Source organism: Pseudomonadota bacterium, from assembly GCA_030859565.1.
Classification (GTDB): Bacteria; Pseudomonadota; Gammaproteobacteria; order JACCXJ01; family JACCXJ01; genus USCg-Taylor.
The window spans coordinates 1-23,978 of sequence record JALZJW010000054.1 but is presented as its reverse complement, the minus strand read 5'-3'; the positions used below and the strand labels follow the sequence as shown (position 1 = coordinate 23,978).

Below are 23,978 nucleotides of genomic sequence, written 5' to 3'. Positions count from 1 at the left end.
GGAGAATACCGGTCGTGCCGCGCGCGGAGATGCTGGCTGAACTCATGCGCTTTCGTTACGGGATCGCGGTCGCGGGCACCCACGGAAAAACGACCACCACGAGCCTCATCGCGAGTCTCTTGGCGAAGGCCGGTCTCGATCCCACCTTCGTGATCGGCGGGCGGCTGAATAGCGTGGCGAGCCATGCGCGGCTCGGGAGCGGGAAATACCTCGTCGCCGAAGCCGACGAGAGCGACACCTCGTTTCTGTATCTCAAACCCGTGATCGCGGTCCTGACCAATATCGACGCCGATCACCTGGGCAGCTATCGCAATGATTTTTCCCGCCTGCGCGAGGCCTTTTTAGAGTTCTTGCATCACCTGCCGTTTTACGGGTTGGCCGTCGTATGTATGGACGACCCGGTCATTCGGAACATTCTAGGGTGCGTCTCAAGGCCATTGCTGACCTACGGGATCGACACGCAGGCGGACATACGCGCGGAGGTGCTGTGGCAAGAACGCGGCACCACGCACTTTCGAGTCACCTCTTTGGAGGGTAGCTCGATGGACCTCACGCTCAATTTACCGGGGGCACATAACGTCTTGAACGCGCTCGCGGCGATCGCTGTCGCGCGCGAGCTCAACATCGCTGATGAGGTGATTAAAGCAGGCATGGAGCGCTTTGAGGGCATTGCCCGGCGATCGCAATTGTTAGGTGAGATCCGGATCGGAGCGGCGCGCGTGCTTTTGATCGATGACTACGGTCACCATCCACGCGAGATCGCCGCGACCTTGGCGGCGGTGCGGGCGGGCTGGCCCGATCGGAGACTGGTCGTCGCTTTCCAGCCCCATCGCTACACGCGTACCGAGGACTTGTTCCAGGATTTCGTCGAGGTTCTATCATCCGTAAATACCTTAGTCTTGTTCGAGACCTATGCGGCAGGTGAAACCTACGTCGCGAGCGCCGACAGCCGCGCCCTGTGCCGCGCCATACAGCGCCGCGGCGGCGCCGATGCTCTGCTTTTCGGTCAACCTTCGGAACTGGCCGCCGCGTTACCGCGGCTGGTCAGCGACGGCTGCATCCTGCTTATGCTCGGCGCCGGCAATGTTGGCGCCATTGCACCACAACTATGGCGTTATTACGGCGCGGGGCAAGAGTTGGCGGCGGTATGTTAACGCAACCGCACGCGCCGTCCCTGGGAATCTCGAACGGGGAATGTCACCCGCCGCTACGAGGCGAACTACTCTACGCCGAGCCCATGTCCAGGCATACCTCGTGGCGTGTCGGGGGACCCGCGGATCGGTTTTATGTTCCCGCCGATGTTGACGATCTCGTCGCCTTTATCCGCTGGCTCCCGCGCACGGAACAGGTCTTGTGGGTGGGTCTGGGCAGTAACTTGCTGGTGCGCGAGGGCGGGATCCGCGGTACGGTGATTTGTACAGTGGGTGTTTTCGACAGACTGGAAATAACCCGCGTGCATACCTTATGGGCCGGTTGCGGAGTCGCGTGCGCGCAGGTGGCTCGCTTTGCCGCAAGAGCCGGTTACCGGGGCGGGGAGTTTTTAGCGGGTGTTCCCGGGACCCTGGGGGGGGGCCTCGCGATGAATGCCGGCGCCTACGGGGGACAGACGTGGGATCTCGTAAGAAGCGTTGAAACCGTGAACCGTGAAGGCGTCCGACGGACACGCGAACGGCAGGCGTTCGTTCCGGGTTACCGCCACCTTGGCGGCCTGCAAGATGATGAATGGTTCCTAGGCGCCGAACTGGCTCTAGAGCCGGATCCCGAGCGTCGCGGCATGCAACGCATCAAGTCCCTCATGATGCGGCGGGCGGCTGCACAGCCGATCCACCAGCGCAGTTGCGGCTCCGTATTTAGCAATCCCCCCGGGGATCACGCGGCTCGCCTGATCGAAGCAAGCGGCCTGAAAGGCTTGTCCGTCGGCGAAGCCCGTGTCTCGGAAAAGCATGCTAATTTCATAATAAACCTCGGGAAGGCAACCGCAACCGACATCGAAGCCCTGATCGAGAAGATTCAAGCGACGGTGGAGTCGGCGCAAGCCGTACGGCTGGCGCCGGAGGTCAAGATCGTGGGCGAACCTACGCGGGCCGCCTGTAGCGAGGATGCATGAGTAAGTTCACGCACGTGGCGGTGCTCATGGGCGGTGACTCGGCGGAGCGTGTGATTTCGATCGAGAGCGGGAATGCGGTCCTCGCGGCACTCAAGCGCAAGGGGGTGAATGCGGCGCCTGTTGATCTCGACGCGCAAGTGTTGGAACGATTGCGAAGCGGCGGCTATGACTGCGCTTTTATCGCCCTGCATGGCCGGGGTGGCGAGGACGGACAAATCCAAGGCGCCCTCGAAACCTTGCGGATCCCATACACGGGAAGCGGCGTGTTGGGCTCGGCGTTGGCGATGGACAAGATCAAAGCCAAACGGGTGTGGATCGGCGTCGGTTTGCCGACGCCGCCTTTCGTCGAGATGCAAGAGGATTCTGATTCGCAGGCTGTCGTCTCCGCCTTGGGGTTGCCCATCATGGTGAAACCCGCGTGCGAGGGTTCGAGCATCGGCGCGAGCAAGGTGGACGATCCGGAGAGCCTAAGCGCGGCTTGGAAATCCGCCGCTCAGTTTGATGAGAGCATCATCGCGGAGCGCTGGATAACCGGGCGCGAATATACCGTTGCCGTGCTGCACGAAGAAGCCCTGCCGATGATTAGGCTGGAGACGCCGCGATTATTCTACGATTACGAGGCAAAGTATCACGACGATCGCACCCGCTATATTTGCCCCGCGGAGCTCCCCGTGGAGCGGGAGCGCGAGTATCAAGCGTTGGCGGTGCACGCCTTTCAAACCTTGGGTGCGCGCGGCTGGGGGCGCGTTGACATGCTGGTTGATCGTGCGGACCGGCCGTGGCTTATCGAAGTGAACACGGTGCCCGGGATGACGAGCCATAGCCTGGTCCCGATGGCCGCGAAGACCGCCGGCATATCATTTGACGATCTGGTGATGAAGATACTGCAAACGGCGCGCTTGACGCGGATCGCCAAGGCTACGAAAAACGGGGTTGTGGCGTGAAGCGGCAGCGGCGAAATCGGCGTATTGCAAAAACCCCGGTTTGCTGCAACAACTATCGTTGGATTGTATTGGTCGCCGTTTTTGTGGTCGTGGATCTGACCGCGCTGGTTGCATGGGCGGTGACACGGATCACCGATCCGGCCGCAATGCCCATTCGCGAGGTGTTTATCGAAGGCGAGTTTCGTCACATCAAACCGGGCGATCTCCGGGTGCTGATCGCTCAGGAAGTGTACGGTGGTTTCTTTACGGTAGGTGTTAAGGAGATACAAGATGATCTCAGCCATTATCCGTGGATCAAAGGCGTATCGGTGGGGCGGGTCTGGCCCGATGGCCTCAAGGTCACGGTGCATGAGCAGCGGCCTGCCGCTCGTTGGGGAGATAAGGGTCTGCTGAGTAACGACGGTGTTTTGTTTCGTCCGCCGCAACATACCTATCCGCTCGGGCTTCCTAAGCTCATTGGCCCCAACGCCACGGAGGTTCAAGTGCTCACCAAGTTCCGCGATCTACAGCGTCGTATGATTGAGATCGGGCTGGAGGTGGTGAGCTTAAAGCTAAGCCCGCGGCGCTCCTGGAGCTTCGAATTGCGGGGCGGTCCGCTTGTGATCGTGGGCAAGTCCGAGTTCGATCGCCGGGTCGGCCGTTTCATCGAACACTATCCAAAGGCGATTAGCGGTGCGGTGGCGCGGGTCGATCTGCGTTACACGAATGGCTTCGCCGTGCGCACGGGTAAAGCCGCCAGTCTAAAGGAGTCGCTGGGTGAAAAGGTCTGACAAAAGCCTAATCGTGGGGCTCGATATTGGCACCTCGAAGGTGGTTGCGATCGTCGGCGAAATAGCCTCGGACGGAACCGTAGAAGTCATCGGGGTCGGCTCGAATCCGTCCCGTGGGCTAAAAAAGGGCGTGGTCGTCAACATTGAATCCACTGTTCAGTCGATACAGCGAGCCATCGAAGAAGCCGAGTTAATGGCCGGGTGCGAGATTCGGTCGGTGTATGCCGGGATTGCGGGTAGCCACATACGTAGTTTGAATTCGCACGGCATCGTCGCGATCCGGGATAGCGAGGTGACGCATAGCGATGTCGAGCGCGTCATCGATGCGGCGCGTGCGGTCGCCATTCCCGCGGATCAGAAAATCCTCCACGTCTTGCCGCAAGAATTTGTCATCGACAGTCAGGAAGGGATCCGTGAGCCCATCGGCATGTCCGGGGTCCGGCTGGAGGCTAAGGTGCACGTGGTGACCGGTGCGGTAAGCGCGGCCCAGAACATCGTCAAATGCGTGAAGCGGTGCGGGTTGGAAGTCGATGACATGATCCTGCAACAGCTCGCTTCAGCCCAAACCGTGCTTACCGAAGATGAAAAGGACCTCGGGGTGTGCGTGGCCGATATCGGAGGTGGAACGACCGATATCGCCGTCTACATCGATGGCGCCATTCAGCATACGGCGGTCATTCCTATCGCGGGCGACCAGGTGACCAATGACATCGCCGTGGCCCTGAGGACGCCTACCCATAATGCGGAAGAGATCAAGATCAAATATGCGTGCGCGCTGACGCAACTCGCGAGTCCCGAAGAGACCATAGAGGTTCCAAGCGTCGGCGATCGGCCTCCCAGACGGCTCATGCGGCAAACACTGGCGGAGGTCGTCGAGCCTCGCTTTGAAGAGCTGTTCTCACTGATACAAGCGGAGCTCAAGCGCAGCGGTTACGAAGAGATGATGGCCGCGGGCATCGTGCTTACCGGCGGTAGCTCGAAGATGGAAGGGGCCATCGAGCTGGCCGAAGAAGTATTTCACCGGCAGGTACGTTTGGGCGTGCCTCAGAATGTGACCGGACTGGTGGACGTGGTTAGAAACCCTGTTTATTCGACAGGCGTGGGTCTGTTGTTGTTTGGACGCGATAGCGCACGAAGCGGTTCTAGGCCCTCGCGCGTCGAGGGTGGTTTGTCCGGGGTTTGGGAGCGGATGAAAAATTGGTTTCAGGGACATTTCTAGGCTTAACGACGGGATGATAATGCGGGTACTACAACGAGCGGAGGTCAGGCAATGTTTGAATTAATGGATACCTATACTCAAAGTGCGGTAATTAAAGTGTTGGGGATCGGCGGGGGCGGCGGCAATGCGGTTCAGCACATGCTGGGAGCCAAGATCGACGGGGTGGAATTCGTCTGTGCAAATACGGATGCTCAGGCGTTGAAAAACTGCTCGGCCAGGACCATCATCCAGTTTGGTAGCAATATCACCAAGGGCCTCGGCGCGGGCGCCGATCCGGAGAAAGGGCGGCAAGCTGCGCTTGAGGACCGCGATCGGTTCATGGATGTTTTGGACGGCGCGGACATGGTGTTCATCACTGCCGGACTGGGTGGCGGGACGGGGACGGGCGCGGCGCCGATCGCGGCGCAGGTGGCCAAGGAGATGGGCATCCTCACGGTGGCCGTGGTGACGAAACCTTTCGCGTTTGAAGGTAAGAAGCGCGCCGAAATCGCAGGCGACGGTATCCGGCACCTCAGCCAATACGTCGATTCGCTGATCACCATCCCGAACGAGAAGCTAATCGCCGTGCTCGGCAGGGAGATCAGTCTGCTGAATGCCTTTAGATGCGCTAACGACATATTACTGGGGGCCGTTCAAGGGATCGCCGAGCTGATCACCTGCCCGGGTCTCATTAATGTTGACTTCGCCGATGTGCGCACGGTGATGTCGGAGATGGGGATGGCGATGATGGGATCGGGCGTGGCTACGGGACCCGACCGCGCCCGCGTTGCGGCGGAATCGGCGATAGCGAGTCCCCTGCTGGAAGACGTTAATCTCTCCGGCGCCAAGGGAATTTTAGTGAATATTACCTCGGGACCGGAGCTCACGATGGGTGAGTTCGAGGAAGTCGGAAATACCATTAAGGGCTTTGCATCCGACAGCGCAACCGTGGTGGTGGGAACCGTGATCGATGCGGCCATGACCGATGAGGTGCGCGTGACGGTCGTCGCCACGGGCATCGGCAGCGAGCCGCGCTCGCTCGCGGAACCGGTGGTGCTGAACAAATCCAAGCCTGTCGCCGAGATCGATTACAAGGCGCTCGAGCGCCCGACGGTCATTCGCAACAAGGCAGACAAAGATCCGGTAACTCTCGATAAGGCCAGCCCAAATTATCTTGACATACCGGCCTTCTTAAGACGGCAGGCGGATTAACGCTTGCGTGACACGGGAGGCATTTTTGTTGCATTGCGGTATCGCATGTTAGACTTGCAATAACAACTACTGGCGAGCGAGGGGGACATGATAAAACAACGCACTCTCAAAAATGTCATTCGCGCCACTGGGGTAGGCTTACACACCGGAAAAAAGGTATTAGTGACGCTACGCCCCGCCGCGGCAAACTCCGGGATCATCTTTCGCCGTACGGATCTCAATCCACCGGTGGAAATCCGGGCGCGCGCCGAGAACGTCGGTGATACGCAGCTATCGACCAGCCTTGCCAGGGGTGAGGTGCGTATTTCCACCGTGGAGCACCTGCTGTCTGCGTTCGCCGGCCTCGGTATCGATAACGCCTATGTCGATGTTAGTGCGCCCGAGGTTCCGATCATGGACGGGAGCGCGGGGCCGTTTGTCTTTCTGCTACAGTCTTCCGGCATTGAGGAACAGAACGCCTCGAAGCGGTTTATTCGCATCAAACGCCAGCTTGCGGTCGAAGATGGGGATAAATGGGCAAAATTTGAGCCTTTCGATGGCTTTAAAGTGTCATTCTCCATCGAGTTCGATCATCCATTTTTTCGCGAGTCGTGCAAGTTCGCGGAGGTCGACTTTTCGACCACCTCGTTCGTAAAGGAAGTCAGCCGCGCTCGCACCTTTGGATTCCTGAAGGAGGTCGAGATGCTGCGCGAAATGAATTTGGTGTTGGGAGGGAACCTCAGCAATGCCGTCGTCGTTGACGATTACCGCGTGCTAAACGAAGACGGTCTGCGCTATGAAGACGAGTTTGTAAAACATAAGATTCTGGATGCCATCGGGGACCTTTACTTATTGGGTCACAGCCTTATCGGTGCATTTCATGGCCACAAGTCGGGACATGCATTAAACAATCGGTTGCTGCGGAAGTTGTTGGAAGATAAAACAGCGTGGGAACTCGTTAGTTTCAAGGACGAAGTGGAATTGCCGATCAACTTCATGCGTCCATCGCCGGCCGTATAAGAGGTTTGAAAGGTACTTAACCGTTTTTTGATAGGCGCTCTAAGGCGAGTCCCAAACCGGGATCCGAGCACTGTTTCGATACAGAGAGCAAGAGGGCAGCGCTGCCTGATGACAGAACGGGACGCGTAGCGTTCGGTTTGTGCGTTGTTTCTATCCGCGGGTGGATCCTCACATGAAGGGCGCGCAGGGTCTCGTTCGGGCATTGTGCCTGTAATTGCTCCATGAGCTGGGGCGCCATCAACCGGACGCGGGCCGCCCAAACGGGCGAAGTTGTGCTTACGACCAGCATTTGGTCCTGCACATTGGCTACCGTGCAATGATGTTTCCATTCGGGCGCCAACACGCTAAGTAGAGCACCCTCTAACGCGGCGAGGCGCCGTGCATGGTTGACCAGTTTCCCGCACCGGCCGGAAGGATTAATATTGAGCAGCATACCAATGGCGATGGCTTGGTGGGGTTGGCGAGGCACCGTCGGGCGTCCGTAGTCAGTTCACGATCTGGGCTTCGGTATGCGCATACTAGTTTCGATTATAGCAGTTGCTTTCAATGCATTTCTTACTTTAGATAAGTTCCCATACCTATGCGTGCAAACCTGAACATCAGTGGTTTCTTGGGCCGCGTTTTCGGGAGCCGTAACGAGCGACTCCTGAAGCGGATGACAAAGACGGTGACGCGAGTCAACGAACTGGAATCGTTTTGCGCTGCAATGAACAACGCGCAACTCGCGGCGAAGACCCAGGAGCTTCGAGATCGGTACGGCCATGGCGAGGCGCTAGACGACCTCCTACCGGAAGCGTTTGCCGCGGTCCGCGAGGTCGGAAGACGGGCGCTCGACATGCGGCACTTCGACGTACAGATTATCGGCGGGATGGTGCTGCACGCGGGTAAGATTGCCGAGATGCGCACCGGCGAAGGTAAGACGCTCGTCGCGACGCTCGCCGCTTACCTCAATGCGCTAACCGGAAATGGGGTGCATATCGTTACCGTAAACGACTATCTAGCCCGCCGCGATGCCCAGTGGATGGGTAGAATATTCGAGTTCCTGGGCATGAGCACCGGCGTTGTTGTTCCGGGCTTGTCACAAGCAGAGCGGCAGGCGGCCTACGGCGCGGATATTACCTACGGAACCAATAATGAATTCGGATTCGATTACTTGCGCGATAACATGGCTTTCTCCAAGGCCGACCGCGTGCAAAAGGGCTTGAATTTCGCGATCGTCGATGAAGTCGATTCGATCCTGATCGACGAAGCCCGCACCCCATTGATTATCTCCGGCCCTACCGAAGATCGTAGCGATCTTTATGTCAGGGTTGACAAACTTATTCCCAACCTTTCCAGGCAGCGTGACGGAAACGGTCCCGGCGATTACACGGTGGACGAGAAGGCAAAACAAGCCTATTTGACCGAGCAGGGACATGAGCGTGTCGAGCAACTTTTTGCGCAAGAAGGCTTATTGCAGGAAGGTGAAAGTTTGTACAGTGCTGGCAACATCGCATTGATGCACCACATCGGTTCGGCCCTGCGGGCACATGTTCTATTCCACAAGGACGTCGAGTATATCGTGCGAGATAATGAAATTATCATCGTCGATGAGTTTACCGGACGGACGATGCCGGGAAGACGCTGGTCAGAAGGACTGCATCAAGCGATCGAGGCCAAGGAGGGGGTGGCGATCCAAAATGAAAACCAGACGCTCGCCTCGATTACCTTTCAAAATTACTTCCGGCTCTACCACAAGCTCTCGGGGATGACCGGCACGGCGGATACCGAGGCGTATGAGTTTCAGCAGATTTACGGCCTGGAAGTGGTCGTGATTCCCACGCATAAGCCGATGATTCGTGACGACCTGGGAGATCTTGTTTACCTGCCTCAAGAAGATAAGTTCAAGGCGATTGTCGATGATATCAAAGATTGTCACGCTCGGGGCCAACCGGTTCTGGTCGGGACCGCATCGATCGAAACCTCCGAGTTTGTGTCCGCTCTGTTGCGAGAGGAAGGCTTGGAACACCAGGTATTGAATGCAAAATTTCATGCGAAGGAGGCGCATATCATCGCACAGGCGGGGAGGCCTGGAGCGATCACGATCGCCACCAATATGGCGGGCCGCGGAACGGATATAGTGCTCGGAGGCGGTTTAGACGAAGAGATGAAAGCGATCGAGAACCCGGACGAGGTCACGGTCGCGCGCTTGAAAGCCGAATGGCAGCACAGGCACGATCAGGTCGTAACGGCAGGGGGGCTTCACGTGATCGGTACCGAACGCCATGAATCGAGGCGCATAGATAACCAGTTGCGCGGCCGCTCCGGGCGGCAAGGCGATCCTGGATCCAGCCGCTTTTATCTATCGCTGAAAGACAATCTCATGCGTATTTTTGCCTCCGATCGAGTTGCCGGGCTCATGCAGCGCTTGGGTATGCAAGAAGGCGAAGCGATCGAGCATCATTGGGTCACACGTGCGATCGAAAACGCCCAGCGCAAAGTCGAAGGGCACAACTTCGATATAAGAAAGCAACTCCTAGAATACGATGATGTCGCCAATGATCAGCGCAAGGTGGTCTATGAGCAGCGCAACGAGCTTATGAATGCCGAGGATATCTCGGAAAATATTCAGGGGATCCAACACGACGTTGTTTACAACATGATCGATACCTACATTCCGCCGCAGAGTTTTGATGAGCAATGGGATCTGCAGGGTCTCGAGGATGCTATGGAGAGCGAGTTCGGTCAGCGCTTGGAGATCAAGAGGTGGCTGGAGCAGGATGGATCGCTCGATGAAGAGTCCTTGCGCGCCAAAATGCTCCGCGAAATCGAACGCGCTTACGAGCAGAAAGAAGCTGTTGCCGGAGCGCAGGTCATGCGCCATTTCGAAAAGGCAGTGATGTTACAGGTCTTGGACGCACACTGGAAGGAGCACCTCGCAGCGATGGATCATCTGCGGCAAGGGATCCATCTGCGAGGATACGCACAGAAAAACCCCAAACAAGAATATAAACGCGAGGCATTTCAGATGTTCTCACAAATGCTGGAAGAGATTAAACGCAATGTCATAGGGATCGTCTCGCGTGTGCAGGTGCGTGCGGAAGAAGATGTCGAAGCCGTGGAACGGCAGCGGCGGCGCGCCGCACCGGTCGAGTACAGCCATGCGGAAGCGGGGAGTTCCTTAGAGGATCAAGGTCAAAGCGCCGCCCCGCCCGGGCCGACGGTGAAATCGCCAGTCACGCGTCAGCATCCTAAGATTGGCCGTAACTCGTTGTGCCCGTGTGGCTCCGGCCGGAAATACAAACAGTGCCACGGAAAGCTTGTATGAGCGTACGGTAAATCCGGCGGGACACTGGTCAATGACGATTCCTCCGCACGGATGAACAGCCTCCTGGCGGTACCTGGGATCCGCCTCGGTACGGCCTCTGCCCGCATTAAACACATGGACCGTGATGACCTTGCGGTGATCGAGCTGTGTGAAGGTACCGCAAGCGCCGCGGTATTCACACAGAATCGCTTTTGCGCCGCGCCCGTGATCCTCGCACGTAGGCACATCGCGCAGTGTCCGCCAAGATATTTGTTGATTAACTCGGGTAACGCTAATGCCGGCACGGGCTCGCAGGGAATAGACGATGCGCTGACGAGCTGCCGGCAACTGGCCGGCCTCGCGGTTTGCAGGGACGAGGCCGTGTTGCCGTTTTCAACCGGTGTTATCGGTGAGCGGTTCCCGGTAGAAAAGATCAGGAGCGCGATTCCTGAAGCTGTCGGAAAGTTGGCAGCGGACGGATGGGATGCAGCGGCGCGGGCCATCATGACGACGGACACCGTGCCGAAAGCGTGTTCGGCTAGAGTCGAGGTGAGCGGTCGGACGATCACAGTGACCGGGATCGCAAAAGGGGCCGGAATGATACAACCGAAGATGGCGACCATGCTGGCGTTTATCGGAACCGACGCGGCTCTAGGGCTAAGTGCTTTGCAGCAAGGGTTGAAACGAATCGTAGACTGTACGTTCAACCGGATCACGGTCGACGGCGACACCTCGACGAACGACGCCTGTGTTCTCTTTGCTTCAGGCCGATCCGCTCTTCCGCTCATCGAGGATATCGACAGCGGCGAGGGGCGGATGATCTATACGGCTATTCTCGATGTCAGCTTGAAGCTCGCGCACTCAATCGTGCGCGACGGTGAAGGCGCCTCCAAGTTTATCTCGGTGGAGGTGCGCGCCGGCGAGTCCGAGGAGGAGTGCACGCTTATCGCTCGTGAGGTAGCCAATTCACCTCTGGTTAAGACAGCATGTTTTGCCTCGGATCCGAATTGGGGCCGTATCCTTGCCGCGCTCGGCCGCGCGGCGCCCAGGGATCTCGATATTAGGCGCGTGCGCATTAGCATTGACGATGTAGTGGTGGTTTCCGCCGGCGCACGGGCGGTAGGATATAGCGAGGCAAAAGCCCGGGCGGCAATGGCAAAACCCGAGCTTGCTATTCGCATCGAGCTGGGTCGGGGTAGCGCCAATAGCGAGGTGTGGACATGTGATTTGTCCTACGATTATGTTCGAATCAACGCCGGTTACCGTACCTAAGAACTTTTCTGCTCTTGCCCGTTCTTCCGTTGGTTGAGGTGAAATCCTACGGCCGACGACCGGTGCACGTTGCCGTGGGCGTCATCGTAAATGAGCGCGGTGAAGTTCTCGTATCGAAGCGAAAAGCTACGGCTTTTCATGGCGGATTATGGGAATTTCCGGGCGGAAAAGTCGAACCGGGAGAAGGCGTAACCCAAGCTTTGGAGCGGGAGCTGTTTGAAGAACTTGGAATAACAATAGTCTCCTACCGGCCCTTTATCCAGGTACCACATATCTACCAAGATAGAGAGGTTTTTCTGGATTGCTGGCGCGTCGAACAGTGGCGTGGAATTGCTAACGGCCGTGAAGGCCAAGCTATTACTTGGTCAGGCACAGCGGATCTCGATGAGAAAACCTTTCCCGAGGCGAATAAACCGATTATTACAGCGCTTCGGTTGCCTCCTTTATACTTGATTAGCCCCGAGCCCAGTGGGGATCTCGATCACTTTCTCGGGCAACTCGATCAGTGTTTATCCGCCGGTATTCGGATGTTCCAGTTGCGGTCTAAGGAGATGCCGATATCGCGATACGAGAGGCTCGCGCGCGAGGCGCTCCAGGTTTGTAATCGGCATGAGACCATGTTGTTATTGAATACTTCGCCGCGAACCGCCGTGTCACTTGGCGCGCATGGCGTACATCTTTCGGCGCGACGTTTACGTGAGTTGCGGGAGTGCCCTGTTGCCAGCTCCTATTGGGTTGCAGCCTCCTGTCATAGCCGTGTTGAGGTCGAATGGGCAAATGAGATTGGTGTCGATTTTATTGTGCTATCCCCAGTCCGTAGGACGGGTACGCATCCAGGAAGCCCAGTGCTCGGATGGCAAGAATTTAGCGAGCTTGCCAGGGGCGCGCGGCAGCCTGTTTATGCCTTAGGTGGTCTGAGCGCGCGCGATCTCGAAACGGCGTGGCGGTGCGGCGCCCAAGGGGTTGCGGCAATACGAAGTCTCTGGACAGCAAAGGAGTCTTACTCTACGGCTCGCCTTGTTAAGACCTCAGCGGATTAATCGGCGGCCAGGACATGTCGCGATTCGAAAAAGTCGTCGGCGTTGCCGAGAGGTGCTGAATCGTTGCCCGCTATCTTGCGCTTTTCGCCCGCCATTCACCGAGATCGATTATCCTGCAACGCTTGCAACAGAAGGGGCGCCATGGATTATCTTTGGAGATATCCACCGGTTTGCGACATACGGGGCAGCGTGCGTTCATAAAATACAACACTGTAGATCAAACTCGACATCGCTCCCTGTTTGAACAGGGCGTGCAGAGGTTTCAGGCTGTTCTAAAAAGCGTATCGTAAAACGGTGTTTACCGGCGCTAACTTCTGGAAACAACTCCGCTGCGGAAGGCAATTGAACTCTAATCAGTTGGTGAGCAACAGTCGGCTCCAAGGACTGCTGATAGAAACCGCCTAGGGCGGAAACTCTTGTCGTATAAGCGCTGTCACGGATCGCGTGGAGCGCAAGTAATACCCCATCTCTGATCACAGACAGTTCGTCTAGCCAGGCATGTATGCGGGGAAGCCTATGGGAGGACGGGCGATTCAGCCAATAGTGATACGCGGGCAGATCGAAATTACAGGTACCGCCCGGAATGGCAGTTCGCTGTTTAACGGCGGTAATGAGCTCATCCTGCCGGAGCGTGTGGCCGGCCTGATAACCCGGGTGTTTCAAGATTGTCAGCGTTTTATCGTGGTTTAACAGCGTCTCGTTGAGGCGATGACAGTCTACGTGAGGATTGCTTCTAAGGCGGCTAAAAGTCGCTAAATGGCGCTCAAGCTCCTTGATCAATTCACCCTTAATATCAGACCGCCAGAGAACATCCGTGATGTCGATCAACCCGCCCAACGCGGCACGGCTATCCCATTCCGAGAAACCGCTAATACGCTCGGAAATGAAAAGAAAAAGGTGTTCTAAACGAAGCAAGACGCGGACACGTTCATTCAAGGGTTGCTCATAGGTAATGATTGCGCCACCTTCCGTCAATGGAGCATACTCCCTCTGCTCGGGCGTTAAACGAGACGTTTCAACTGTCATGACTGAAGCTACACCGGGTTCGTCAACGTATCGCAGCGCTACAGTGAATTCGCGTTGCTAATGGGCAGCCCGGCACGCCAAGCTATAGAGGCCTCTTATTGAGAGTTGGCATAAGCGAGGTAGCGCTTATGCAACGCGTGCACCTGCCTTTGTATATGTGCCAAATTTGCGTCATTCGTTAGAACATAGTCGGCCGCTTCGAGACGTTCCTCGCGCGAGGCTTGGATCCGAATGATCGCTTTAGCCTCTTCTGCTGTCAAATGATCGCGCTGCATGACTCGCTCTAATTGAATCTCGATCGGCGTGTCGACGACCACAACGAGGTCGAAATTCGAGACCTGCCCTGTTTCTAGGAGCAGAGGGACACAGCAGATGCAATAGGGTGCGCGGACCGATTGCGCGCGTAGCTGCATTTCCTGCAAGATGTGTGGATGCAGTATCGCTTCAAGCTGCTTACGCCGCGCCGCATCGTTAAAAATTATCTTCCGCAATGCCGCGCGCCTTAATTCACCATGACTATCGAGAACATCGTTTCCAAACGTTTTGACTATCAGGGTTAAGAAAGGTTGGCTAGGCGTAACCAATTCGCGTGCGATCTGATCGGCGTCGATTACGGGGACGCCGAGGCCGGCAAAAACGGCGCACACGGTGGATTTTCCCGCGCCAAACCCACCCGTCAGTGCAATTCTCTTAGCTATGCTATCGTTATCCACCGCATGTAGGCTGTGACGAGATCCTTCCCCCAGAGTAGCGAAATCCATCCCGCAAAAGCGAGGTAGGGCCCAAAAGGTATCGCGGTGCCGCGATCCGCTCCTTGAAATGCGATTTGGGTGATGCCGACCGCGGCGCCGACGAACGATGACAATACGATAATAACCGGTATTGCCTGCCAGCCGATCCAGCCGCCGAGCATCGCGAGCAACTTAAAATCACCGTGGCCCATCCCTTCCTTACCGGTGGCGAGCTTGAACAATTGATAAACGATCCACAGGCTTAAATAGCCTGCCATGGCACCGCCGACGCTGGATTCAAGATCGGTGAAAACACCAAAAAAATTACATGCGATCCCGAACCAAAGAAATGGGAGCGTAATCGAATCAGGCAGATACTTCGTATCCATGTCAATGAAGCTCAGTGCAACTAAGCTCCAGCTTAAGAAAGCCGCGCATAGGGTTTGTAAACTAAAACCCCAGCGCCATGCAATCGCCGCTGCTGTTACGCCGCTTAGTAGCTCGACCAACGGGTAGCGCAAGGATATCGGCACGGCACATGCCCCGCAGCGGCCCTTCAGAAAACAATAGCTCAAGAGAGGGATATTCTCTAACGCAGTGATCTTATAGCCGCAATGAGGGCAAAAGGAACGTGGGGATGCTAGGGACAATCGTGACGTCGGGAAGCCGTCGGAATGACCAGATAATTCCGCGCACTGGGTTCGCCATTCTTGCTCCATCATCCGTGGTAAGCGATGGATAACCACATTGAGAAAACTCCCCGCCGCGAGTCCAATCAAACTCATGAAGATCGGAAACGCGGGCGGGGTCGTCTCGAAGAATACAGCTAGGGTTTCTAACACTAATTGGTCGCTAGTGCGTATCCACTTAGCCCCACCTGGATCTATATGTTGTGGTTAGTTGCTTCGGTTCCCACCAAAAGGGGGCACATCCAGAAGCCGGTGGGGTGAAGTAGATACCCACTTGGTCGCTTTCGGCGCGTGTGGCCGCGCACAGGCGAGATTATACCACCTGTCCCATCTTGAATATGGGTAGATACATCGCTATCACTAAGCCACCGATAACGACGCCTAAGAACGCCATGATGATCGGTTCGAGCAAGCTCGTTAGCGCTGCCACTGCATCATCAACCTCTTGTTCATACCAGTCCGCGACCTTACCGAGCATGGTATCGAGAGCACCTGACTCTTCACCTATCGCCACCATCTGAATCACCATATTGGGGAAGATTTTAGAATCGCGCATCGCCACGTTCAGCTGGGTTCCCGTGGAGATTTCATCGCGCATACTTATGGTCGCATCATGGAAGATGATGTTCCCACACGCACCCGCAACGGCGGTCATCGCTTCCACCAAGGGTGTACCCGCCGCGAACATCGTCGATAGAGTACGATTGAAACGGGCTATACACGCTTTTTCAAGGATACCTTTGCCCACAACCGGAAGCTTTAACGCCAGCCGGTCTAAGAAATGGGCGAATCCAACAGAACGCTTTTTCAGTTGCATGAGGCCTACAATTGTTCCGATGATGCTGCCGAAGATTGCCCACCAGTATTCTTGGAAATATTCTGAAATTGTGATGACTAGCTTTGTAAGCGGGGGCAGATCGGCGCCAAATCCTTCAAATAGATTTTGGAATTGCGGTATCACGAAAATCATCAAAATGGCGGTGATGATAAACGCAACCACGATCACGGCAGTCGGGTAGAACATCGCCGATTTTATTTTTGACTTTAGGGCTTCGGTTTTTTCCAAATACGTAGCAATCTTATGCAGGATCGATTCTAGAATACCCGAGGCCTCACCCGCGGCGACGAGATTCACGTAGAGCTCGTTGAAATACAAAGGATGTTTTCCTAAGGAGTCGGCGAGTGAAGTACCTGCTTCGACGTCCGCTTTGACGGCTAGGAGAAGATCTTGCATATTCTTGTTTTCATGACCGCGCCCCACGATCTCAAAGGACTGTACTAGGGGGACGCCGGATGACATCATGGTGGCTAACTGGCGGCTAAAGACAGCGATGTCCTTGGGAATGATCTTTTTCTTCTTTCCCCCGCCAAAGAGGGAAGCGCGCTTTTTCGTAACTTTCAGCGGGTTGACGCCCTGCCGCCGGAGCACGGCTTTTACCGATGCATCGCTAGCGCCCGTAAGCTCACCCTTGACGCGCTTGCCGAATCTATCGAGGCCTTCCCAAAGAAAGGTGCTCTGTTTCAAGGTTGCAACTGCCATAAGCTCGCCTCATTAATCCATTGTTACGCTATTGATCTCTTCGATACTGGTGATGCCGTCTTTCACCTTTTTCAATGCGGATTTCCGAATATCGGGTATGCCTTCGTTTCTCGATTGATCGGCTAACTCGATCGCATTTGCTCCATCCATGATGAGACGCTTCATAGCGTCGGAGATTTGCATGACTTGGTAGATTCCCGTGCGACCTTTATATCCTCCATTGCACCGGTCACACCCGACGGCGTGATATACCGTAAAGCTTGTAGCCAGATCTTCCTCGGTAAACCCTTCCGAGCAGAGCGCGTCCTTGGGAATATCGACCGGTTTTTTGCAACTTGAACAAAGCCTCCGCACCAGACGTTGCGCGATAATGATGTTGATCGTCGTGGCGATGGCAAACGCGGGGATGCCCATATCGGCCATTCTTGTGAGCGTCTGAGGGGCGTCGTTGGTATGCAACGTGGACATGACCATATGACCGGTCTGAGCAGCCTTTACCGCGATAGAGCCGGTCTCGATATCGCGGATCTCTCCGACCAAAATGATATCGGGGTCTTGGCGTAGAAACGCTTTCAAGGCTTTGGGAAAGGTCATACCCGTTTTTTCGTCGACTTGCACCTGATTGACGCCAGGAAGGTTTATTTCTATGGGATCTTCCGCCGTGGAGATATTCACATCCACGGTGTTGATGATGTTGATCCCGGTGTACAAAGAAACCGTTTTCCCGCTCCCGGTAGGTCCGGTGACCAAAAACATACCGTACGGTTTCTTTAAGTTCCTCAAGAAAATTTCCTTCTGAAAATCTTCGTATCCGAGCATATCGATGTTAAGGCGAGCCGAGTCGGAGTCGAGGATACGGAGCACCGCCTTTTCACCGTAAAGCGTCGGGCAGGTGCTCACCCGAAAATCGATAGCCTTATTCTTTGAAATCTTAAGTTTTATTCGGCCGTCTTGGGGTACGCGGCGCTCGGCTACATTAAGCCGCGACATGACTTTAATTCGCGAAGCGAACTTGTTGGCGAGAGCCACCGGAGGCCGTGCAAGCTCGCTCAGTTCCCCGTCAATTCGGAAACGCACGCGGTAATATTTCTCATACGGTTCAAAATGCAGATCCGAAGCGCCTTTTCTGATGGCATCGAGCAGCGCCTTGTTGACAAAGCGAACCACGGGTGCGTCATCAACGTCGGAATCCTCTTTTTGTTCCGTTTTCTCTTCGTTACCTATCTCGAGGTCCTCGAGGTTTCCGAGGTCATCATCGCCTAACTGAGATAGGCTCGTGTCCGCGGCATCGAGGGCCTTCTCGATGGCTTTGGCGAGTTTGTCTTCTTCGACGAGAACGGCTTCGGTATTGGCGCCTACGTGGAATTTTATTTCGTCCAGCGCTTGCAGGTTGGTTGGATCTGAGACACCGATAAACAGGCGATTTCCTCTTTTGAACAAGGGAAATGCGCGGTGTTTCTTGATCAGATTCTCCGCCACCATTTTGGTGATTTCAGGATCGAACTCGAAGGCATTGATATCGAAGAGCGGCACCCCGAATTCTTTCGACGCTACCCAAGCGATGTCGCTGCTGCTGATAAGCTTACTTTCGACTAAGTAACTGACAAACGGGACTCTTTTCTTGGCGGCATATTGTGCAGCTTCGTAGGTGCGTTCTTCGTTTAGCAAACCCGCTCCCGCGAGTGTCCTTGCGAGGCCGGTCAAAAGCGGTTTATTCGGAGTCGCTGACATACCCGTATGCTGAATCATTTGTTTCGCTTGCTGAACGCTTTTTACCGCTCGCGCTGTTGTGTTCGTTAACGTCTGAAAAGGAAACGGCTAATTTATCACCTAAGTATGTAGCGTCACAGGGAATTTGCGAACCTTCCCGCAGACCCCGTTGTGGCACGGGCGCCCCTATTGTCACGTTACACGCTAGGGCTGAAATGCTGCTGAACGACCCTCTTTCTTAGGACATAAATAAAGCGACACAAGGATGGCTTTCCTTTAATTTACAGAAGAAATTCTTAACCTTAGCACGTCTTAAGATAACGGGATGTGCGGATTAACCAGGAGTTTATACAAAAGCGAAACGGAGACGGTGAGAAAATGCGGGACGAATCATATTATTCACGAAATGGTCCGATCATAGACCGTATTGAATCAATGCATGTTGCCATAGCGGGTGTTTTATTGATCGTGAACTAAACGCTCCGAAAAGAGAATCTGCCGTACGCTCTCGCGACTGCTACGTTAGGAGGGGCAAATATTAGGTCTCCGAATTTTATTTTTTGAAAGACTCGGCATTCGGTTCGGTATGAGCCAAAGAGGTTTCGGATGCATTCGAGATCGGTGTGCGGACGCCGTTCGCCCTTAGTGCCCCCTGGGGTTGTTTGGCTCGTGTTTCGTCTTTCCGAATGCGGCGGTCTCCGGGGACGTTTTCACTTAGCATTACCATGTGCTCGTCGCACAGGTTTAGGGAGCTTTTCGCGAGATGCTCATAAACCGCACGATAATTTACAGTTAAGCTATTAAAAAGATCGGCGGCCTTAGAAAAATGGTCAGTCACCCTTTGGTGGTATTCATCGGCGTCCAATTGCGACTTTTCAAGGGCTATCCTCGTCTGATCGAACTCCGTCCGCGTTTTATCCAGATCGGCTCGCATTCGTTCGATTTCTGCTTTGAGCGCTTTTATGCGTTTTGCCCCGGTTGAGAAAAAACGGCCGACCACCATACCGAAAACAAACATGATGGGCGTCGTCACCCAGAGCCACAACCTAAGATCTTCCATACAACATCTCCTTGATATGATTAAAGACTACGACCTGACATACGCAGGGACCGCATGTATATCGAGTGTATGTCTCATTTAAAATATTTTCTATTAGCACTTCCCTAATCGACGTCAGCACGAAATACGTTATGGGAAGGAATGTAGGCATCCAGACTGCAGGACGCGCCGATAGTTTTTATAACTATGCGGCAACAAGCCGACTTGGATAAAGGTGTGTAAGCCGGATAAGTGCGTTGTATAGCAACATTGTCATTGTATCCATTAAAAAACTAGTTGTGTTGTAAATACAACTCATCCGCATAAATCCGGTTTATGAGCATCTTAATGCATCCTCAATACGGTGGCGATATTGAGTAAACTACGGAGGCATTATTTAGCGCATACTTGGAGGGTTTATGAAGAAAGGGATCGACATTCGTTGGACGGGACTTCTAAGCTCGGTCGCAGTGGTGGTGTTTGCGGCGAGTCCTGCCGATGCCGTTGTGGTGGTCGGCTGCAACAACGGGTGGGAAGTCAGGTTCGAGGGTAGTGTAGCTACGCTGGGGTGGCTTAAGAAGAAAAACTTGGTTTCGCCCGAGGAATACGATCAAAACGTCAGGAAGTCATGAATGATTTTATGAGCATACCGGTGTACGAGGCGCGTCATTAGTTTTCAGGCTATGTCATGAGTGGTAATTCTCAAGGGCGGGATACCAGCGGCCATGCGCTATACGGTTCTAATCACAGGGTGTAATAGGGGCCTTGGCCTGGAATTCGTGCGCCAATACGCTCAAGCCGGATGGCGGGTGTTTGCGACCTGCCGTAATCCTGAACAGGCCATAGCCCTTAATCGAATCGCTTCGGCGTCACAAAAGCAAGTTACCGTTCACCGCTTGGATATTGCGAACCGAAAGCAAATCAAAGAGGTAGTGTCCGCAATCGGTGAGACGCCGATCGACTTATTGCTTAATAATGCCGGTATCGACGGACAAAGAAATGCGCAGTTCGGCGCCACGGACGAAGCGCGGTGGCTGGAAGCCTTCCGGGTCAATGCGATCGCTCAAATGAAAATGATGGAGGCATTGATCGGCTCAGTTGGGCGTAGCAAGAAGCGCATGATCGTTTGCTTAGGCAGTAAGATGGCGAGCATGTCCGAGAACAACTCCGGTAGCAGTTATGTGTATCGTTCTACCAAGGCGGCGCTCAACGCCATCGTTCGTAGCGCGGCGATCGATCTGCGGCCAAAAGACATCGCCGTCGTGGTGGTGCACCCCGGTTGGGTCAAGACAGATATGGGTGGAGTTAACGCCCAGATCGACGCACCGAACAGCGTCCGCCGGTTACGCGAGCTTATCGATAAGGTCACGCTCGCCGACAGCGGAAAATTCTTAAATTTGGACGGCACGCTTATCACCTGGTAATTGACTCTACGGCGGTGACTGGGACCTTGGTTGGCTCGAGCGCGGCACGTACTCGATATGCGAACCCGGTTCCTTTGCCATGAGGTCGCTGGTGTTGACCGATACGCTTTCACGATCTAAAGCCCGCGGGTAACGAGTCCTATTATTATTGCGTGCTCGAATCAACACCCAATACCCAAAGACGTTAGCGCGGCTTTTATCAATAACATCTAGATTGGTTTCCTGGATAAACGTATCCAATGACAGGTCCGTTCTAAAGCCAAGAAGGCGCGACAAAGGGGCAAGAAATCGTTCGATACCGCCCAGCACTCGATTGCGGCTCTTGAAATGGTTTAGAAAAAATAGTTCACCACCGGGTTTACAGACTCGGCGCATCTCGTTTACGAGGCGTTCTGGATGGGGTACTACGGAGGCCACATAAATCGCGGCAACCTTGTCGAAGGTATGGTCGCTGAAATGCGTCCGTTCCGCATCCATCACGCTCAGAGCGACAACGTGGTCGAGGCGAAGGCGTTCCTTGCGAGCGCGGGCGCGCTCAAGCATTTCTGAGGACACATCAATTCCCGTGATCTCGACGTCCGGCGGATACAAATCGAGCGTGAGCCCGGTGCCGACCCCGACTTCTAGGATCCGATCCCCAGGATTGCACCCCATCTTCCTGATCGCCGTGTGACGGCCCTTCTGCATTACCGGACCAAAATAGACATCGTAGAAGCCCGCGTAGCGCCGATAGGCGCTGCGTACCGCGTCGAGATCCATGTGAACATGCCCGTTTCGCCGCGATTTCTTCCCGCCCAACCCTGATTTTATGCTTTTTTTCATGACGACCTCGTTATTCTCGTGCCGTGGGCTTACCTGAGCCGACCCCACACGGTCCCCTGGAACGCAACGATAGCTCGGCTCGCCTCTAGGGGACAGGTTTAAATTTTAAGTAATAATGGCGTTGGAACATATGGATTTCAATGGGTGGTTCAAACAGTTACCGTTTCGCTTTGAAATCCTGTGGGCAACGGTAGTCGCAATCGGGTCTTGTCTTTTTAGCGTCGCGGCACCGCTTATCACAGGGCTGCGGACACATAGACTAATTCCCTGTACCCTAATGCTTAAGATCCGCGGCGTCCGCTGCCTACCTAGGGGCCTTGTGAAAAGTAATTGACCAAACCCATCGCGGCGAAAAATAACCCGCCGTAGCCAGCCATTAATCCCAGTCCGGCAAGCTTTTTCATTTTAAACTCCTGTTGTGCCGATTCGTTAATGGCGCGGTGACCGTAAACGACGGCCATGAGCGGACAGATGAAAAACAAAGGGATAATAAAACCCGCCATCCCGGCGACAAAGGAGGTAATCGCGAACTCCGAAGCTGAGGTAATCGGTAACTTGGATTCTTTCCCGAGCCGCATCCAGCGGAACCATGATTTCGCCAGCACCAACACGAGGATTGGCCACATCAATATCAAGTCGACGCGCAGGCCGTAATTGGGAATGTTTAGTTTGATCGCCCATTCATAGAGTATATAAGCAATGATGGGTATGAAGGGATAGTAGAGCACCCACGACGCCTTGTTCTTCACCTCAACGCGCAGTAATACCGGAATGCACAGTAAGACGATAACTATCCCTAGCGCTTGGATCTCGGCTTTAGTGAGCGGCATCGTTACAATCTCTACTCGAAAACGAGGCGCGAACAATAGCAACCTAGGGAGTCCTCAGCAAGCACGGCGCGCATTATTCGCCGAACGCATACCGGCCACCGGTGTCTATTGACCGGTGCGGCTGCACGTATTTTTTCGTCCAAGGAGTATTCGAGCATGACGATGATAAAACATGTATTTTTGAGGGGGGGATTTGCGCTTCTCTTTGCCGCGTTGCCAATGGCAGCCCTAGCTGCGGAGATCACGGTATACAAGAGTGCGCAGTGCGGATGCTGCAAGAAATGGGTCGAGCACATGCGTCAGAACGGCTTTGAGGTTAAGGCTCTTGATGTAGGAAACTTAGACGAGATTAAAAGAAAGCATGCGGTGCCTGGACACCTCGCCGCCTGTCACACCTCCATCGCCGGGGGCTATGTGGTCGAGGGACACGTACCGGCGGATGCGGTCAAACGCCTACTATTGGAACGCCCCAAGGTCACGGGGATCGCCGTGCCAGGCATGCCCATGGGCTCTCCCGGCATGGAAGGGGACCGAAAAGACGCCTATGAAATCATTTCGTTTGACACCGCGGGCGAGACTAAGGTGTTCGAGCGGCGCTAAATTGGAGGGCGCTGAATCGCTGTTTCCCGTGCATGCTTCGGGGGGTGAAGCGCAGAGGCGGGACGTTGACGCACGCAAGCGTATCCGCTGCTACGCGTGGCGCAGGCAGTGGACGGTGATCTCCGGCGGGCAGTTGATTCTTACCTCCACGATGGATGAGCCCGCGCCCGCCGAGGTATAACCTTGGAGATCGTGGTAGCGCCAGGCGCCACGCGCCATCCGGCGGGGGCATTTGGCGTCATAAATAATCGGCCATTGTCCGGGCAGGCAGATTTGACCTCCATGGGTATGTCCGCAGAGCAACAGTTTGAAACCCGCGTGAGCCGCTTGCTTGTATATTTCGGGTGAATGCGCGAGCAGGACAGCGACATTGTGAGGATCGATGTCGTCGCAGGCGCGCTCCAAATTATCGGTGCAATAGTAATGGGGGTCATCGATCCCGGCTAAATGCAACACCACCCCGCCCCGATTGATGGCGACGGACTCATTTAACAGTACGCGTATCCCCAGGTCCTCCATGGCCGGCACCATTTTCAGCGAGTCGTGGTTTCCCAGCACCGCATAGATGGGATCCTTGAGTTGCGAGCGCAAGCGCTCTAAGCCTTTCAGCGCTGCTTCGCAGCTTCCGAAGGTCTTATAGCGATAATCGCCGGTCATCACGCAAATATCGTGGTCGATGCCCTGAACGCGCTCCGCCAAAACCTGCGGGAAATCCCCGTCCATATCGAGATGCAAATCG

General features: G+C 55.0%; 23 protein-coding genes. 13 read left to right on the top strand and 10 right to left on the bottom strand.

Annotated elements, in window-relative coordinates; translation table 11 throughout:
* The 10 genes from murC to M3436_09765 all read left to right on the top strand — a co-directional run.
* Window positions 1–1,154, top strand: a 1,154-nt coding sequence (murC, locus tag M3436_09810) for a UDP-N-acetylmuramate--L-alanine ligase (protein MDQ3564414.1), incomplete at its 5' end; no start/stop codon positions are given.
* Window positions 1,148–2,107 carry a UDP-N-acetylmuramate dehydrogenase gene (murB, locus tag M3436_09805; GenBank protein MDQ3564413.1) on the top strand — a complete coding sequence of 320 codons (960 nt, stop codon included), beginning with the start codon at window positions 1,148–1,150 and terminating at the stop codon, window positions 2,105–2,107. The genes murC and murB, both read left to right, overlap by 7 nt.
* A complete protein-coding gene (locus M3436_09800; protein ID MDQ3564412.1) occupies window positions 2,104–3,051 on the top strand; it encodes a D-alanine--D-alanine ligase in 948 nt (315 codons plus the stop codon). Before murB ends, M3436_09800 begins: the two co-directional genes overlap by 4 nt.
* A gap of 68 nt (window positions 3,052–3,119) precedes the next feature.
* Complete coding sequence (locus tag M3436_09795) at window positions 3,120–3,821, top strand: cell division protein FtsQ/DivIB (GenBank protein ID MDQ3564411.1); 702 nt, start codon at window positions 3,120–3,122, stop codon at window positions 3,819–3,821.
* The gene (ftsA, locus tag M3436_09790; GenBank protein ID MDQ3564410.1) at window positions 3,808–5,040 is read left to right on the top strand and encodes a cell division protein FtsA; all 1,233 of its coding nucleotides are present in this window, start codon (window positions 3,808–3,810) and stop codon (window positions 5,038–5,040) included. Before M3436_09795 ends, ftsA begins: the two co-directional genes overlap by 14 nt.
* A gap of 51 nt (window positions 5,041–5,091) precedes the next feature.
* A complete protein-coding gene (gene ftsZ / locus M3436_09785) occupies window positions 5,092–6,231 on the top strand; it encodes a cell division protein FtsZ (protein ID MDQ3564409.1) in 1,140 nt (379 codons plus the stop codon).
* Between the two features lie 87 nt (window positions 6,232–6,318).
* Entirely contained in the window at window positions 6,319–7,230 is a 912-nt protein-coding gene (gene lpxC / locus M3436_09780; protein ID MDQ3564408.1) for a UDP-3-O-acyl-N-acetylglucosamine deacetylase, read from the top strand.
* 598 nt (window positions 7,231–7,828) lie between these two features.
* Window positions 7,829–10,537 (top strand): preprotein translocase subunit SecA, encoded by a 2,709-nt coding sequence (gene secA, locus M3436_09775; protein ID MDQ3564407.1) that lies wholly within the window; start codon window positions 7,829–7,831, stop codon window positions 10,535–10,537.
* A gap of 51 nt (window positions 10,538–10,588) precedes the next feature.
* Window positions 10,589–11,788 (top strand): bifunctional glutamate N-acetyltransferase/amino-acid acetyltransferase ArgJ, encoded by a 1,200-nt coding sequence (argJ, locus tag M3436_09770; protein MDQ3564406.1) that lies wholly within the window; start codon window positions 10,589–10,591, stop codon window positions 11,786–11,788.
* A 74-nt stretch (window positions 11,789–11,862) separates the two neighbouring features.
* Complete coding sequence (locus M3436_09765; GenBank protein MDQ3564405.1) at window positions 11,863–12,828, top strand: Nudix family hydrolase; 966 nt, start codon at window positions 11,863–11,865, stop codon at window positions 12,826–12,828.
* A 70-nt stretch (window positions 12,829–12,898) separates the two neighbouring features.
* On the opposite strand, the gene M3436_09760 is transcribed toward M3436_09765, so the two are convergent.
* From M3436_09760 to M3436_09730, 7 genes are all read right to left on the bottom strand, one after another.
* Entirely contained in the window at window positions 12,899–13,027 is a 129-nt protein-coding gene (locus M3436_09760; protein ID MDQ3564404.1) for a DNA gyrase inhibitor YacG, read from the bottom strand.
* Window positions 13,024–13,854: a cell division protein ZapD gene (zapD, locus tag M3436_09755; GenBank protein MDQ3564403.1), complete on the bottom strand. Its 831-nt coding sequence runs from the start codon at window positions 13,852–13,854 to the stop codon at window positions 13,024–13,026. The genes M3436_09760 and zapD overlap by 4 nt, the downstream gene beginning before the upstream one ends.
* 95 nt (window positions 13,855–13,949) lie before the next feature.
* The gene (gene coaE / locus M3436_09750; protein MDQ3564402.1) at window positions 13,950–14,615 is read right to left on the bottom strand and encodes a dephospho-CoA kinase; all 666 of its coding nucleotides are present in this window, start codon (window positions 14,613–14,615) and stop codon (window positions 13,950–13,952) included.
* Window positions 14,549–15,370: an A24 family peptidase gene (locus M3436_09745; GenBank protein MDQ3564401.1), complete on the bottom strand. Its 822-nt coding sequence runs from the start codon at window positions 15,368–15,370 to the stop codon at window positions 14,549–14,551. The genes coaE and M3436_09745 overlap by 67 nt, the downstream gene beginning before the upstream one ends.
* 217 nt (window positions 15,371–15,587) lie before the next feature.
* Window positions 15,588–16,814 carry a type II secretion system F family protein gene (locus M3436_09740; protein ID MDQ3564400.1) on the bottom strand — a complete coding sequence of 409 codons (1,227 nt, stop codon included), beginning with the start codon at window positions 16,812–16,814 and terminating at the stop codon, window positions 15,588–15,590.
* Window positions 16,815–16,826: 12 nt separating this feature from the next.
* Window positions 16,827–18,545 carry a type IV-A pilus assembly ATPase PilB gene (pilB, locus tag M3436_09735; GenBank protein ID MDQ3564399.1) on the bottom strand — a complete coding sequence of 573 codons (1,719 nt, stop codon included), beginning with the start codon at window positions 18,543–18,545 and terminating at the stop codon, window positions 16,827–16,829.
* Window positions 18,546–19,077: 532 nt separating this feature from the next.
* Complete coding sequence (locus M3436_09730; GenBank protein ID MDQ3564398.1) at window positions 19,078–19,584, bottom strand: DUF1043 family protein; 507 nt, start codon at window positions 19,582–19,584, stop codon at window positions 19,078–19,080.
* Between the two features lie 398 nt (window positions 19,585–19,982).
* Here M3436_09730 and M3436_09725 point away from each other — a divergent pair, with 398 nt between their 5' ends.
* Together M3436_09725 and M3436_09720 are read left to right on the top strand one after the other, a co-directional pair.
* Entirely contained in the window at window positions 19,983–20,195 is a 213-nt protein-coding gene (locus tag M3436_09725) for a hypothetical protein (protein ID MDQ3564397.1), read from the top strand.
* A 93-nt stretch (window positions 20,196–20,288) separates the two neighbouring features.
* Complete coding sequence (locus M3436_09720; protein ID MDQ3564396.1) at window positions 20,289–20,987, top strand: SDR family oxidoreductase; 699 nt, start codon at window positions 20,289–20,291, stop codon at window positions 20,985–20,987.
* A 6-nt stretch (window positions 20,988–20,993) separates the two neighbouring features.
* Here the strand turns inward: M3436_09720 and M3436_09715 are convergent, their stop codons facing one another.
* Both M3436_09715 and M3436_09710 read right to left on the bottom strand, forming a co-directional pair.
* The gene (locus M3436_09715) at window positions 20,994–21,809 is read right to left on the bottom strand and encodes a methyltransferase domain-containing protein (GenBank protein MDQ3564395.1); all 816 of its coding nucleotides are present in this window, start codon (window positions 21,807–21,809) and stop codon (window positions 20,994–20,996) included.
* A 308-nt stretch (window positions 21,810–22,117) separates the two neighbouring features.
* Window positions 22,118–22,639, bottom strand: coding sequence for a hypothetical protein (locus M3436_09710; protein ID MDQ3564394.1), 522 nt, complete (start codon window positions 22,637–22,639; stop codon window positions 22,118–22,120).
* Between the two features lie 162 nt (window positions 22,640–22,801).
* Between M3436_09710 and M3436_09705 the strand changes: the two genes are divergently transcribed.
* Window positions 22,802–23,239, top strand: coding sequence for a DUF411 domain-containing protein (locus tag M3436_09705; GenBank protein ID MDQ3564393.1), 438 nt, complete (start codon window positions 22,802–22,804; stop codon window positions 23,237–23,239).
* Window positions 23,240–23,329: 90 nt separating this feature from the next.
* Here the strand turns inward: M3436_09705 and M3436_09700 are convergent.
* The coding region (locus M3436_09700) for a metallophosphoesterase (GenBank protein ID MDQ3564392.1) at window positions 23,330–23,978 on the bottom strand (649 nt) is incomplete at its 5' end.